Source organism: Streptomyces sp. NPDC101132 (assembly GCF_044759225.1).
Classification (GTDB): domain Bacteria; phylum Actinomycetota; class Actinomycetes; order Streptomycetales; family Streptomycetaceae; genus Streptomyces.
In genome coordinates, this window is sequence record NZ_JBIVYX010000002.1 from 298861 (window position 1) to 313261 (window position 14401).

At 75.7% G+C, this 14401-nt stretch carries 9 protein-coding genes; 6 read left to right on the forward strand and 3 right to left on the reverse strand.

Annotated elements, in window-relative coordinates; translation table 11 throughout:
* Window positions 1-58 precede the first annotated feature (58 nt).
* Window positions 59-661: an SGNH/GDSL hydrolase family protein gene (locus ACIQUR_RS05635; RefSeq protein WP_403658758.1), complete on the forward strand. Its 603-nt coding sequence runs from the start codon at window positions 59-61 to the stop codon at window positions 659-661.
* Here ACIQUR_RS05635 and ACIQUR_RS05640 read toward each other — a convergent pair.
* Complete coding sequence (locus tag ACIQUR_RS05640) at window positions 658-1584, reverse strand: NAD-dependent epimerase/dehydratase family protein (protein WP_403658761.1); 927 nt, start codon at window positions 1582-1584, stop codon at window positions 658-660. The two genes, ACIQUR_RS05635 and ACIQUR_RS05640, sit on opposite strands and share 4 nt — an antisense overlap.
* 334 nt (window positions 1585-1918) lie before the next feature.
* The gene (locus tag ACIQUR_RS05645; RefSeq protein WP_403658764.1) at window positions 1919-3559 is read right to left on the reverse strand and encodes an RICIN domain-containing protein; all 1641 of its coding nucleotides are present in this window, start codon (window positions 3557-3559) and stop codon (window positions 1919-1921) included.
* 429 nt (window positions 3560-3988) lie between these two features.
* Here ACIQUR_RS05645 and ACIQUR_RS05650 point away from each other — a divergent pair, with 429 nt between their 5' ends.
* A complete protein-coding gene (locus ACIQUR_RS05650) occupies window positions 3989-4525 on the forward strand; it encodes an RICIN domain-containing protein (protein WP_403658767.1) in 537 nt (178 codons plus the stop codon).
* 158 nt (window positions 4526-4683) lie between these two features.
* Here the strand turns inward: ACIQUR_RS05650 and ACIQUR_RS05655 are convergent, their stop codons facing one another.
* Window positions 4684-6000: a hypothetical protein gene (locus ACIQUR_RS05655; protein ID WP_403658770.1), complete on the reverse strand. Its 1317-nt coding sequence runs from the start codon at window positions 5998-6000 to the stop codon at window positions 4684-4686.
* Between the two features lie 182 nt (window positions 6001-6182).
* Here ACIQUR_RS05655 and ACIQUR_RS05660 point away from each other — a divergent pair, with 182 nt between their 5' ends.
* The 4 genes from ACIQUR_RS05660 (at window position 6183) to ACIQUR_RS05675 (ending at window position 14360) form a co-directional block, all read left to right on the forward strand.
* On the forward strand, window positions 6183-6839 hold the full coding sequence (locus ACIQUR_RS05660; RefSeq protein WP_403658773.1) for a response regulator transcription factor: 657 nt from the start codon (window positions 6183-6185) through the stop codon (window positions 6837-6839).
* A 656-nt stretch (window positions 6840-7495) separates the two neighbouring features.
* On the forward strand, window positions 7496-11503 hold the full coding sequence (locus ACIQUR_RS05665) for a hypothetical protein (RefSeq protein WP_403658776.1): 4008 nt from the start codon (window positions 7496-7498) through the stop codon (window positions 11501-11503).
* A gap of 62 nt (window positions 11504-11565) precedes the next feature.
* A complete protein-coding gene (locus ACIQUR_RS05670) occupies window positions 11566-12288 on the forward strand; it encodes a DUF4255 domain-containing protein (RefSeq protein WP_403658779.1) in 723 nt (240 codons plus the stop codon).
* Window positions 12288-14360 (forward strand): ATP-binding protein, encoded by a 2073-nt coding sequence (locus ACIQUR_RS05675; protein WP_403658782.1) that lies wholly within the window; start codon window positions 12288-12290, stop codon window positions 14358-14360. Before ACIQUR_RS05670 ends, ACIQUR_RS05675 begins: the two co-directional genes overlap by 1 nt.
* Window positions 14361-14401: the final 41 nt, after the last annotated feature.

The window sequence follows — 14401 nt, forward strand, 5'->3', positions numbered from 1 at the left end:
GGGATCATGGTTGTTGCCGCAGACGAGCGGTGATCCGAGGCTTGGACGGGGGAGAGGCATGATTCGGCTGGCGGACGGGCCCATGACGTGGGTGGCCACGGGGGACAGCATCACGCAGGGCGTGCTGCACACGCATGGTGCTCGGGGATGGGTCGAGCACCTTCAGGAGCGGGTGCGGTGGCAGGCGGGCCGGCTGACCGACGTCGTCGTGAACACCGGGGTCTCGGCCTGGACGGCACAGGACGTGCTCGGGGCCCACGACCACCTCATCGGGCGCTTCGCGCCCGACGTACTGTCCGTGTCACTCGGCACCAACGACTGCCTGGCCGGAGAGGCGGGCCTGCCCGCCTTCCGGGACGCCATGCGGAAGATCATCGAGAGGGCGGGCGCCCAGGTGGTGCTCCAGACGCCCGTGCTCGTGGCCGTCTCCGGGCGGGAGCGGCGGGCGGCCATGCCGGCCTACTGCCAGGCCGTGCGCGACATCGCCGCGGACACCGGCGCCCTGCTCGTCGACCACGAGACGCACTGGCGCAACCACTTCGGTGACATGGACCCCATCCCGTGGCTCGACGACCCGGCCCACCCCAACGCCAAGGGCCACCTGGAGATGGCCAACCACACCCTCCGCACGCTGGGCCTGGGCGAACTGGAAGGCCTCTAGCGGGACCGCCACCAGTCCACGGTTGCCTTGATCTGTGTGTCGAGGGGAGTGGGGCGGAGCGTGAAGCGGGACTCGTAGGCCGAGGAGTCGACCACGAAGGGCTCGTCGAACTGGTAGCGGATCTCCTTCAGTTCGCGGAGGAGGGGCGAGAAGAGGCCTGCCAGGGTCAGGACCGCGGGCGGGAGGGCCCGGACCGCCACCGGACCGGTCCCGGCTTCGGCGGCCATGAGCTCCACCATCTGGCGGGTGGACCGGGCGGGCGCCGTCGGCACGTGCCACGCCCGCCCCCACGCCCGCTCCTCGCCCGCCAACTCGACCAGCGCCCCGGCCACGTCCGGCACGTACGTCCAGCTGTGCGGGGCGTCTGGATCACCCAGTGACGACACGGACTTGCCGCGCAGGACGCGCGGCACCACCCGGCCGGCCAGGTGGCCGCCCTCGGTCACGCCCGGGCCGAAGAAGTCCGAGGCACGCACCTCGACTGCCCGGATGCGGCCCTGCTCGTGCAACTCCAGCGCCTGCTCCCAAGCAGCAGCACGCACCCGGCCCTTCAGGCCGGTCGCCGCCGGCGGAAGGTCCTCGGTCATCCGACCGGACACGGGCCCGTACCCGTACAGATTGCCCAGCATCACCAGCACGGCCCCGCTGCGCTCGGCCGCCGCGCACAGCGCGCCGGCGAGCGCCGGCCATGCCCCCGCCCACTGGTGGTAGGGCGGCGCGGCACATCCGTACAACGCCACGGCTCCCCGCGCCGCCTCAGCCAGCCGCTCACCGTCCGACGCGTCCAGCGCGACGTGCTCGATGCCCGGCTCCGGAGACCGCCCGGCCCTGGTGATGACGCGAACCTCGTGTCCCTGCCCGGCCAACAGCCGAGCGGTGGCGGCCCCGGCGGGCCCGAACCCCACAACCACATGAAGACTCACATACGAACACTAGCGCGACCCCCACGGCACGGACCGCCCATCGCGCCGAGCCGCTCCCACCACCCACTGCCCGCAGGCCGCCAAGACGACAGAAGCGCGTAGCGGTCGCCGGCGGCCCATGCCCGGCCCAAGACGGCCGTCCGCCGCCGAGACGACAGGGCCGCGTAGCGATCGTGGGCGGCTTATGAAGGGGCACAGGCGGCCCGGAGGCCGCCATGCCGACCGGTGGGCCTACGGACGCTGACGCGTCCGCCCGTGGGGCGGGGCTCCGCCCCGGCTCAGGGCACGCTCCCATGGCCACCGGCCGGCTCTCGGCTTTGCCCCCGGCCCGCCCTCAGACCCGCCACGACAACCACGGGTCGTCGCGGCAGTCCTGCTGGGTCACCTGTTCCCCGGGCTGGGCGCCCGCGCGGGCGGCCGCGCACTTGCCGCTGTTCAGGTTGAGCAACTGCCAGGCCCGCAGTGCGCCGTTGTAGCGCAGCGCCCAGAACTGGTCGGGGAACAGGCCCTGCCGGTCGCCGCACAGGTACTGGGTGACCAGGGCGTCGTTCGTCGTGCGGGCCGCGTCGACCGAGAGGCACAGCCCGCTGTACCGGTTGCGGACCGAGTAGACCGGCCCGGCCGGTCCGGCGGCCTCCTGGATGACGTACCACGACTGCTCGGGGCGCTCCCCGCAGCCCGTCTGGACCGTCCCGTCCGCCGGATTGGCGCTGCCCTCGGGCACGGCCAGGCACAGCCGGCTGCCCGCGTTGCTCAGCCGGAGCAGCCCGGCCGAGGGCGGGGTGGCCGAAGCCGTGGGAGTGGGAGACGCCGAAGGCGTCGGCGCGGGGGAAGGAGGGGCGGACAGAGGGGCGGACGGCCGAGGAGGCGGCGGCGCGGGCAACGTGCCCGGCGCCGAGGCGCTCGGCGCCGTGCCCCCGGGCAGCGCGGGCAGCGTCGGCATCGTGGCCCCGGTGGGCGCGGCGCTCGTACCGGGCGCCGTACCCGGCGGGGCGAAGAACACCGGGGCGGAGGGCGGCGCGGCCACCGGCCGCAGCGTGGCACCGGTGCCCACCGTCCCGGCGGCTCCGCGCCCGGCCAGGACGACGACTGCCGTCGTCGCCAGGGCGGCGACGCCGAGCACGGCCGCCGCGACGAACGCGGTCGCGGCGGCGCCGAGCCGCCGTACGGGATCCCGGGGCGGCGGCCCGTAACGAGCGGGCACGCCGGCCCCGGGCCGGTCCGTCCGCTCCAGCACGACGCCGTCGACCGCTCCCGTCCGCGGTGACCGGCCGTGTCCCCGCAGGTCGGTCGCCTCCTCCAGGAGCTGGGCCACCTCCCACTCCAGGTGCTCCAGCGCGCCGTCCGTACGGGCGAGGGCCAGGGCCAGCTCGCTCTCGGCCGGCCCGGGACCCGAAGCCGGGAGGGCGGCGCGCTGCTGTGCGAGGAGGCCCTCGGTCACCTGGCGGGCGGCGTGGCCGACCGCCCAGGCCACGCCGAGCCGGTCGACGGCCCGGTCGAGGAGCTCGTACGGAACGAGGTCGGCGCGCGCCCCCACGGCACCCACCCCAGGAGAACCCTCCGCCCCCGCCGTCTCCACCGTGCCCTCCGCCGCCGCCTCCCCCGGCAGCAGCATCGCGATGATCGACACCAGACTCCGCACCAGCCGGGCCGCCGCACCCAGGTCCTCCTCGGCCCGCCGCAGCGCCTCGGCCACGTCGGGCGCGGGCCCCTCCGCCACGTCCGCCAGCAGCGCCGCCTCGTGCAGCCGCCGGGCGCGGGCCAGCGTCACCGACAGGCCGCGGGCGTCCCGTACCCGGTCCCGCACCACGCCGTTGAGCCGGCCCAGCGGAATGATCCGGGCCCCGCAGCGGTACTCGCTCCACATGGTCTTGCCGCCGCCGTAGCGGCGGGCCATCTCGCGGACGGTCAGCTCCCCGGTCAGCTCCACGAGCAGCTCCGCCAGCTCGTTGGCCTCCGCCGTCGCGCCCTTCATCGCGCCCTGAGGGCGCCCTGGCCTGGCCACTTCCGCCACCCCTCCACAGCCGACCGCTCGCCGACCCGCTTGCCGATCGCTCGCCGACCGCTCGCCGACCGCTCCGACGACAGTCGACCGGTCGCCAACGACAGCCGGCTGCCGCCGACCGCCACCGACAACGATGTCCGCGGACAACCCGTGGCCGCCCGCCCCCGGTGGACCAAGGAACACCGCGGCGCCCCCACCGTCCACCCGGCTCGGCTTCCTTGGCGGGAAAGGGGCGGGGATGCGGCGCGCACCCGCCCCTGGACGCCGTGTTGTCCGCCCGCCGTACGCCGCGGACCTGCGAAGCCGGACAACCCCCGGGGCGGCCAAACCGGGGCCCCGGAAGCGTGTGCCGGGCCAGCCGCACCACCACGCGCACCAACCACCACGAAAGGCGACACGGTGACGTTACTCAAGCGCGCAGCCGCAGCCCTCGCATGCTCGGCGGCACTGCTCTTCACCATGGGCACGGCACAGTCGGCCGCCGCACAGGAACAGGGGGAGACCGGGACCGCCGCGACGTACGTGCACATCAAGAACGGCAACAGCGGCCAGTGCCTGGCCGTGCCCGGCGGCAGCACCGAGGCCGGCAAGGGTCTCATCCAGTGGGGCTGTGGCAACTGGAACGACCACTACTGGTCCTTCCAGTACGGGTTCACCGCCGGCGGCATCGCGTACTACCGCCTGGAGAACCTCAACAGCCACCAGTGCCTCGCCGTCCCCGGGGGCAGCAAGACCGCCGGCACCCAGGTGATCCAGTGGCCCTGCGGCACCTGGAACGACCACTACTGGGGCGTCCAGTACACCTCGGGCGGCACCCGGCTCGTGAACTACAACAGCGGCCAGTGCCTGGCGATCCCGGGCGCGAGCACGACGCCGGGCGAGAAGGTCATCCAGTGGCCCTGCGGAACCTGGCGCGACCACTACTGGACCTGGTAGCGGCCCGCACGACCTCCACGCAGGGCACGGGGGAAGCCCGGGGGACCACGGGGGAACGCGGGGGAACGCGGGGAACACGGGGGACACGGGGGAACGGGGTGGCCGCAGCGCGCACAACGCGCCGCGGCCACCCCGCTTTCCGTCCGGCCACCCCGCCCCTATTCCAGCGTCCCGCTGAACAGCGCCGCCGTGCTGCACCGCGTGGGCACCGGACCCGAAGGCGGCCGCCCCACCGTCCGGCACGTGATGGTGACCGTGATCTCCTGCTTCGGGCCCGCCAGGATGGCCGAGGCCCAGTGGAAGTCCTGCTCGCGGAAGTTCTCCAGGGCCGGGGCCAGCAGCGGCTTTCCGCCGACCGAGATCGTGACCGTGCCGGTGTCGCCCTGGGGGTTCTCCAGGACCAGGTCGGTCAGGCGGAGCACCTTGTCGTCCGGGACCTTGTAGGTGGCCGAGTCCGTGCCGCCCGCCGGGGCCGACGCGGTGAGCCGGGACGCGAACAGGTTGGCCTGCGGCTGCGGTCCCGGGCCCTCGCCCGGCTTGACGGAGACCGAGGGCGACGGCGACGCGTTCGGGCCCTGACCGCCATTCCCGCCCCCGCCGCTGCCGCCGCCCCCGCCGTTCTTCTTCGCCTCCTCGGCAAGCCGCTTCGCGTCCTCCGCCTTCTTCTCCGCCGCCTTGACCGGCTCCTTCACCGCCTCCTTCGCCGCCGACCTGACCACCGGCCGCAGCAGCCCGAACCACAGCCCGGCCAGTACGCCGACCAGCACGACCAGCGCGATCAGCGCCCGCAGCAGCCCGGGCGAGATCACCGGCCGCTGGAGCAGCGTGCCGTCCAGGGCGACCGGTGGCACCTCGGGCGCGCCCTCCGGGCCCGCCGCGGGGACCGCGTGCACCTGGAAGACGTGCGTGACCGGGGTCCCCCGCCACAGCAGCCGCTTCGGTTTCACCGGGACCTTGACGAAGGCCGCCCGGCCCGGGTCCACCACCGTGGCCCCGGTGGGCAGCTTGAACTTCAGGAGTTCCCCCGCGTCCTTGCCCGAAAGGGCAACGGACACCGGGTAGTTGCCACGGTTGTCGATGGCCGCCTGGAAGGTGGCACCGCCCCGCCCCGTGCCCATGCGCGGCGAGAGCTCCGCGCCGAAGTCGGCGTACGGGCGGATGTGCAGGACGCCCTCCGGCACCGTCTGGTGCTGGGGCTGTTCCTGGGGGAGCACCCGTACGCCGTACGTGAGTTCCCCTGGTGGGACGGTCGCGTCGCGGGGCGGCCGGACCACCAGCTCCACCTGGCCCGCGGTGTCCGGGTAGAGCGACAGCGAAGCGGGCTCGACCACCGACCACCGCGCGGCGGGCCCGAGCACCTCGAAGCCGTACGCCTCGACGACGTTGCCGCTGTTGCGGATTTCCAGCGGGATCCGGGCCTCTTCTCCGGGCAGCACCGACGTCGGAGAGGCATCCAGATGAGCGGAAGTGGTCATGAAAGGACGGTAGGGAGCCCGCCGAACCCCCCGCCGGACCCGTAGGGACACACCCGAGGGCACGACGCGTTGCCCGTTGAGTCCGCGTGGAGTGCCTGCTGATTGCCCGGGTGTTCACTGGACGCACGGAGAGGTGGGGCTCTCGCGTGGGCGCGGGGGCGCTGAGCAAGGGGGGCACGAACATGCGGTACCACGGTGTGAGCGGCGCGGAGCGCATCCCGGTGCGGCTGACGGCGCAGGACCCGATCTCCCAGGCGGGCCTGGCCGGGCAGCTGAGGAACTGCCCGGAGCTGCGCCTGCTGGGGGAGGACGAGGAACTGTCCGAGGACCAGCCCTGCGTGGCGGTGGTCTCCGCCGACCGGGTCGGCGACGCCGAGACCCAGACGCTGCGCCGCTTCCAGCGGGCCGGGCAGGGCCGGATCGTGCTGGTGGCCACGGAGATCGACGACGCGGGGCTGGTGGCGGCCGTCGAGTGCGGGGTCGTGGGCGTCGTACGGCGGGCCGAGGCGTCCGCCGACCGGCTGGTGCAGGTCATCACGGCCGCGGCGCGCGGCGAGGGCAGCGTGCCGGCGGACCTGCTGGGGCGGCTCCTTGACCAGGTGGGACGGCTCCAGAGGCAGGTGCTGGACCCGCGCGGGCTGGCCTTCACCGGGCTCGCGCCGCGCGAGGTCGACGTACTGCGGCTGGTCGCCGAGGGCAGTGACACGGCGGAGATCGCGCGGGCGCTGGCGTTCTCGGAGCGCACGGTGAAGAACATCCTCCACGACGTCACCACCCGCCTCCAGCTCCGCAACCGCTCGCACGCGGTGGCGTACGCGATGCGGCAGGGATTCATCTAGGCCCTGACCGGCCGGGCGGAGGTCCGGTCCACGGGTGGCCCGGCCCCCCGTCCGGCCGCCCGCCCGGCCCCCGCGCCTCCGCCCGGCGCCGACCCCGTGCCTCTTCGGGCAGCAGCGGCTACCCGAACCGCTGCCCGTCTCCGGCTGCAGGCGGGCCGGGCCCCGCGCCAGGGTTTTCGTGAGGATGGGGGACGCGCGTGCGACGAGGTGTACGACGAGGTGTACGGGCCCTGCCGACCGGCACGCCCACCGCCGGCGGTGCCGGGACGGCTGCGCCGGGCGACCCCGAGACGCAGGCCGGTGGGTCCGGGGCCGACCGCCCCGCGCGGCGCGGCCGCGTCCGCGCCGCCCTCGCATCCGCGGCCCGCGCCTTGCGCGACACCCGCACTCCCCGCCCTGAGCCGGAGCCGCGTTCGCCGCGCCCTGAGCCGGAGCCGCGTTCGCCGCGCCCTGAGCCGGAGCCGCGTTCGCCGCGCCCCGAGCCGGAGCCGCGTTCCCCGCGCCCCGAGCCGGAGCCGCGGACCCCGAGGGGGCGCGGTGCCTTCCGCTCGCGTGGCGGTGCCGGTGCGGGCCGCCCCCTACGCATTCCAGGCGGCACGCCCCGCCCCCCGCGCCCGCCCCTGACCCGCCGCCGTGGCTTCGTCCTGCTGGTCGCCATGGCCCTGCTGGGGGTGACGCCGGCCGGCACCCCGGTCGTGGCGGCGACCTCTGGTGGGAGGCCCGCCCAGGCCCCCGCCACAGCCCCGGCCGTCGCCGCCCCCGAGGACCCGGCGGACCCCGGGCGGCTCGCGTACACCGACTACGGCACCCACCGGAGCCTCGCCACCATCGTGCGCGGACAGCCCCCGCGACGCCTCCTGCCCGTCGGGCAGGCCGGGCGCAACGACTGCCAGGCCACCGCCCGCGGGGACGACACGGTCTTCGTGAGCATGCGCAACGGCGAGGACGAGGGCCTGTTCCGGCGCACCGGGGACGGGCCCCCGCGGCTGGTCCTCCAGCGCAAGGGGTGGCGGATCGCCGACCCGGTGCTCTCCCCGGACCGCACGAAGATCGCCTTCGTGTCCTGGCAGGACGGCTTCGTCGACAACTACGACTGCGACGACACCCGCCGCTTCCCCCTCACCGGCAGCACCGTCGGAGTCTGGGTCGTCGGCACCGACGGCCAGGGCCTGCGCGAGGCCGTCCGGAACGCCGACTGGGCCGACTGGTCCCCGGACGGCAGCCAGTTCGTCTTCACACGGGACGAGAAGGCCTACCGCGTCCCCGTCGCCGGTGGCGCGGAGACCAAGGTCTCGTACGGCGACGAGAAGGCGTACAAGCCCGTGTGGGAGCCCTCCGACGCCGCCGGCCGCAACCGCGTCGCGTACGTGACCGAGTTCGGCGACCGCGCCGACCAGGCCCTGGCCACCGTCTTCGCCACCGACGGCGGCAGCCAGGCCTCCCGGGTGCTCGCCGTCGGCGACCAGGGGCGCTGGCAGCGCAAGGGCGTCGCCTGGTCGCCCGACGGGAGGCGGCTGGCCTTCCTCACCGGCGAGCCCCACCTCGTCGACGCCGACCGCGACCCCTGCACCACCTGCGGCGCAGGCACCCCGCTCTTCCCCGACGGCGTACGGGACTTCGACACCGAGACGGTCGGCTGGTACACCCCGCCCGGGGGCGAGCCCGTCGTGCTGCTCGGCGGCACCGACCCCGAGTTCTTCGCCCTCGACGAATCCCGTGCCGCCGCCCCGTACGACCGCACCGAACTGCGCCCCGGCAAGACCACCGAGACCGACCTCTCCGACGCCGCGTACGCACCCGACGGCACCCGCATGGCCTTCGTCCGCAGCACCGAGAACTCCTACGAGTACGAGGTCGAGCGCATCCTCGTCGGCGAGGTGGGACGGCTGTCCGAAGCCGTCCCGCTCGCCTACGACCGTGAACTCGACGGCGAGGAGCACCAGTCCCGCCCGGCCTGGTCGCCGGACGGCACCAAGGTGGCCTTCAGCCGCTGGCTGGTCACCCACGAGGAGGATCCCGAGTCCGACCGGGTCCGGCACGTCGTCGGCGACGCCCGCATCGCGGTCGTCGACGTCTCCCGCGGCATCGGGGACGGCAGGCTGCTCTACCTCGTCCCGGAGCGCCGCGAGTCCGAACTCGACTGCTACAGCGACGACCGGGACCCCACCTGGTCCTCCGACGGCACCACCCTGGCCTTCTCCCGGGCCAGCGAGTGCTGGTCGCCCCTCACCTCCGGCGGCGGCACGGACCGGCTCGCCCGCGCGGTGGACCCGTACGAGGAGCGGCACATCTGGAAGGCCGAGGCCCGGGACGGCGGCGCCACCACCGACCTCACCCGCAACCAGTGCGATTCCCAGTGGTGCGGGGTGATCGACCTGCGGCCCGCCTTCCGGCCCGGCACCCGCGAGATCGCCTTCACCCGCCACCAGGTGCAGCCGGGCCCCGGCCTGACCGCCCGGCCGGCGGCCGCCTCCGCCACGCGGTCCGCCGCCACCCCCGCCACGCGGTCCGCCGCCACTCCGGCCACGCGGTCCGCCGCGCCGACCGCCACCGCGTCCACGGCCGCCGTCGTCCCCGGCGGGTACGACGGCCCGAGCATCGTGCTCCACTTCCTGGACGACGCCTCCGGCTGCCGCTCCCTCGTCCCCACCGGCCTCGGCTGCCCGGCGACCGTGCCCGGCGGCGACGGCGAGGGCACCCCGGACTTCGAGTGGCCCGACAACCCCGCCTGGTCACCGGACGGCAGCCGCTTCGCCGTCGACTTCCGCGTCGACGGCGAGGAGGGCACCGACGACTCCCGCATCGCGGTCTTCGCCGCCGACGGCAGCGGCGGCACGGAACTGCGCGCCCGGTGGAACAGCGAGCAGCACACCCCCACCTGGAAGCCCAGCGCCGACCTGCGCACCTACCTCACCACCGCCGACAGCCCGCTCCTCCTCGGTGCGACCGGCACGCTCACCCTCGTCGTGTGGAACCTCGGCATCGCCCACGCGCCGCGCGTCCGCGCCCAGTTCACGCTGCCGCCCGGCCTGGAGGCGGTCGGGCCACCCGAGCCCTCCACCGGGACCGGGCTCGCCCCCGGCACCTGCGCGGCCGACCTGACCTGCGTGTTCGACCCGGTGCAGAGCGGCCAGAAGGGCCGCGCCACCCTCCGGGTCAAGGGCGTCGCCACGGGCGAGCAGAAGGCCGCGGTCACCGTGTCCTCCGCCCTGCCGGACCACGTGCCGGGCGACAACGGCGCCGAGGCCGTCATCGTCGTCGTCGTTCCCGACCTGGCCGTGACCGCGACCGCCACCCCGCCCGTCGTCACCATCCGCGAGCGGTCGACGGTCGAGTTCACGGTCCGCAACGGCGGCACGGCCGCGGCCCGGGACGTCCTCCTCAAGCTGGTCGTACCGCCCGGCCTCACCCTCGTCAGCGGCACCGAATGCCCGCCCGCCGGCTGCCCCCTCGGTACGGTCGAACCCGGGGCGGAACGGAAGCTGACCCTCGTCTACACGGCCGGGAACGCCTTCTCCGGCGCCATCGAGGGCACCGTCGGCGCGAGCACCCCCGACGGCGACCCGGAGAACGACCGGGCCTCGGCCGACCTCACCGTCATCGACCCGCGGCTGCCCGACCCGGCCGTCACCGTCACCGCCACCCCGGCCGTCATCCGCACCGGCTTCCTCTCCGAGATCGTCCACACGGTGCGCAACCTCGGCGACGCCCCGGCCAGGGCCGTCACGCTGACCACCCTCCTGCCGCCCGGCATGCGCGTGGTCTCCGCCACCCCGGCCTGCCCGGACACCGGCTGCGCCCTCGGCGACCTCGCCCCCGGCGCCTCGGTGACCGTCACGCGGAAGGTCACCGCCGACGCCCCGCTCGTCGGCGAGGCCGTCGGCACGGTCACCACGCCCGGCGCGGACTCCAACCCGGGCAACAACACCGCCGCCGCACCCGTCACGGTGCTCAAGCGGGACAGCACACCGCCGGACAACCCCACGCCCCCGCGGCTCCGCGCCGACCCCTCGGTCACCGTGGACGCCACGCCGCGCACCGCCTACACGGGCGGCCGGATCGGCGCGCGGGTCGTGGTGCGCAACGAGGGCGTGGCCAGGGCGACCGGGCTGCGGCTGGTGGTCGTGGTGCCGCGCGGGGTGGACGTCGTATCGGTGTCGAAGCCGCAGTGCCTGACCCCGGCCGGCTGCCCGCTGCCGGACCTGCGGTCCGTGGACCGTACGGACGTACGGCTGGTGCTCGGCGCGAACCGCGGGCTCACCGGAGCCGTCACGGCCACGGTCACCACGACCGGTACGGACTCCCGGCCGGCCAACAACACCGGCCGGGCGCCGCTGACGGTGAAGGAGCCCACGCTGACCCTGGTCCCGCCGCTCGGGCCGCCCGGTTCGGTGACCCAGGCCTCCGGCACCCGGTTCCCGCCCGGGGCCACGCTCCGGCTGCGCTGGAGCCGCGGCGTGACGGTGGCGGCCGCGCCGGTGGTGGTGCGGGCGGACGGCACCTTCTCGGCGCCGATGCTGATCCTCGTCCAGGACACGCTGGGGGAGCGGGAGCTGCGGGTGGCGCAGGCCGGCGTACGGACGCCGCTCTTCCGGGAGCTGACGGCCCCGTACCTGGTGGTGCCCGGCGTGCTCCAGCCGTCCGACTTCCAGTGGCGCAGGTGAGGGCGGTGCCGGTGGAGCCGTCCGGTCGCAACCGTGGTGCTGATGATGTGTGAGGTGCGTGGGTGATCCACGAGGTGGACGAGGCGCTGCGGGCGCTGGTGCGGGGCGAGGCGCTGGGCGGGGGCGCGGACGTGGAGGTCGTCTTCGACGCGCCCACCCGCGACTGGGCGGCCCGGCGCAACACGCCGACGGTGAACCTGTACCTGTACGACATCCGCGAGGACATGCGGCGCCGCTCGCGCGGGCGGCGGAACGTGTACGACGAGCAGGGGCGGGTGACGGCGCGGACGCTGCCGCCGCGCTACTTCAAGCTCTCGTACCTGATCAGCGCGTGGACGCAGCGGCCCGAGGACGAACACCGGCTGCTCTCGGCGCTGTTGGCCTGCTTCCTGCGGCACGAGGCCCTGCCGGCGGCCGGACTCGGCCCGGAGCTGGCGTCGACCGGGCTGCCCGTGCCGGTGTCGATCGCGCTGCCGCCGCCGGAGGACCGGGCCTTCGCCGACGTGTGGTCGGCGCTCGGGGGCGAGCTGAAGCCGTCGCTGGACGTGGTGGTGAGCGCGCCGGTGGCGACGGCGCCGGTGTGGGCGGCCGGGCCGCCGGTGGAGGAGGGGCTGGCCGTGAACATGTCCGACCTCCACGGGGACGGCCCGCCCGGGGGGCCGGGTCCCGGTGGGGGCGCGGCGGACGCGGAGGTGCCGGGCGACGGCGCGGGGGTGCCGGGCGACGGCGACCCCGCGGCGTCCCGCGTGCCCGGGCCGCGGGCGCGGGCCCGGCGGCGGCGCTGATGGACCACCTGCTGGGGCGGCTGGCCGTCGTGGAGGCGCGGGTGCGCCGGGCCGTGGAGGTGCGCCGGGCCGGGGATCCCGAGCCGGACGACCCCTTCCGGGGGCTGTACCTGTCGGACGAGGCGGTGCGCCGGATCCTGGACGAGCCGGAGGCGCTGCCGGAGCCGGACGCGCTGCCCGGCTGGGACGGTCCGGTGCCCGAGGGCTCCCGGCTGGCGCTGCTGGCCCGGAACTTCGGGCTGGGCGAGCTGGACGTGGAGCTGCTGCTGATCGCGCTGGCGCCCGATCTGGACCGCCGCTTCGAGCCGCTGTACGGGTACCTCAACGATGACGTCACCCGGCGCCGGCCCAGCGTGGGGCTGGCGCTGAACATGTGCGGGGTGCCGGCCGTCTCCGCGGGGGCGCGGGCCCGGCTGTCGGCGGCGGGCCCGCTGGTGGCGCGCGGGCTGCTGCTGGTGGAGGAGCCGGAGCGGCCGCTGCTGAGCCGTTCGCTCCGGGTGCCGGACCGGGTGGCGGCGTACCTGCTGGGTGACGACGCGCCGGATCCGGTGCTGGTGGACCTGCTGGTGCCGGGGCGGCCGGGCCGGCTGCCCGCGGGGGCGCTGGGGGAGCTGCCGGAGCGGCTGGCGGGGGCGCTGCGGGGCGACGGGGCGGGTGCCGCGGTGCGGGGCGACGGGGGCGGCGCGGCGGTGCGGGGCGACGGGGGCGGCGCGGCGGTGCGGCTCGTGTACGTGCGGGAGGCCGCCGGCGGGGTCGCGCTCACGCTCGGGGTGGAGGCGCTGGCCGGTGCCGGGTGCGGGGCCTTCGTACTGGACCTCGGCAGGCTGGCCCGGCAGGCCGACGCGGGGGCGCTGGTGGCCGCCGCGGGGCGGGAGGCGGCCCTGGCGGGTGCCGGGCTGGTGGCCGGACCGGTGGAGGAGCTGGGCGAGAAGCCGGAGCTGCTGCGGGCGGTGGCGGGGCTGCCGGTGCCGGTGCTGCTCGCGGGGCGGGCGGGGTGGGATCCGGCCTGGTCGGACCGGGTGCCGCTGCTGGTGGAGGTCGAGCGGCTGGGCGCGGCGGCGCGGGCCGCGCTGTGGGAGGCGGTGCTCGGCACGGAAGTGGGCGGCGCGGTGGCGGCGTTCACGCTGACGCCGGAGCAGATGGAGCGGGCGGCCGAGACGGCGCGGCAGCAGGCGGTGCTGGGCGGCGGCCCGGTGTCGGAGGCGCACGTGCTCCAGGGGGCGCGGGCCCAGAACACCTCGGGCCTGGAGCGGCTGGCCCGCCGGATCACCCCGGGCGTCGGCTGGGAGGACCTGGTGCTGCCGCCCGTGGTGCTGGGCCAGCTGCGGGAGCTCGCCGCGCGGGCGCGGCACCGGGACCGGGTGCTCGGGGACTGGGCGATGCGGCCGGGCGGCGGGCGGGGGCGCGGCGTGATGGCGCTGTTCGCCGGGGACTCGGGTACGGGCAAGACGATGTCGGCCGAGGTGATCGCGGGGGCCCTGGGCCTGGACCTGTACACCGTCGACCTGGCCACCGTGGTCGACAAGTACGTGGGCGAGACCGAGAAGAACCTGGAGCGCATCTTCACCGAGGCCGCGGGCGTGAACGGCGTACTGCTCTTCGACGAGGCGGACGCGGTCTTCGGCAAGCGGTCCGAGGTGAAGGACGCGCACGACCGGTACGCGAACGTGGAGAGCGCCTACCTGCTCCAGCGGATGGAGACCTTCGACGGCCTCGCGGTGCTGGCCACCAACCTGCGGGCCAACCTGGACGAGGCGTTCACCCGGCGCCTGGACCTGCTGGTGGACTTCCCGCTGCCGGACGCCGTGCAGCGGACCGCGCTGTGGGACCGCTGCCTCGGCCCGGCGCTCCCCCGCGGGGAGGACCTGGACCTGGAGTTCTGCGGGAAGGCCTTCGAACTGGCCGGCGGTGACATCCGGTCGGCGGCGGTGACCGCCGCCTACCTGGCCGCGGACGCGGGGCGGCCGGTGGCGATGGCGGACCTGGTGGCGGCGGTGGCGCGGGAGTACCGCAAGCTCGGACGGCTGTGCCTGGAGAGCGAGTTCGGCCCGTACGTGCGCTGGGCGCGGTGACCTCGTACGGCGGGTGCGCCGGGCGGGACCGGGAGCGGGGC

What these genes read in the sequence shown, in the direction of transcription:
- ACIQUR_RS05675 (WP_403658782.1), top strand. Translation starts at nt 12,288, where the DNA reads ATGGACCACCTGCTGGGGCGGCTGGCCGTCGTGGAGGCGCGGGTGCGC.
- ACIQUR_RS05660 (WP_403658773.1), top strand. Translation starts at nt 6,183, where the DNA reads ATGCGGTACCACGGTGTGAGCGGCGCGGAGCGCATCCCGGTGCGGCTG.
- ACIQUR_RS05665 (WP_403658776.1), top strand. Translation starts at nt 7,496, where the DNA reads ATGGCCCTGCTGGGGGTGACGCCGGCCGGCACCCCGGTCGTGGCGGCG.
- ACIQUR_RS05645 (WP_403658764.1), bottom strand. Translation starts at nt 3,559, where the DNA reads ATGAAGGGCGCGACGGCGGAGGCCAACGAGCTGGCGGAGCTGCTCGTG.
- ACIQUR_RS05635 (WP_403658758.1), top strand. Translation starts at nt 59, where the DNA reads ATGATTCGGCTGGCGGACGGGCCCATGACGTGGGTGGCCACGGGGGAC.
- ACIQUR_RS05655 (WP_403658770.1), bottom strand. Translation starts at nt 6,000, where the DNA reads ATGACCACTTCCGCTCATCTGGATGCCTCTCCGACGTCGGTGCTGCCC.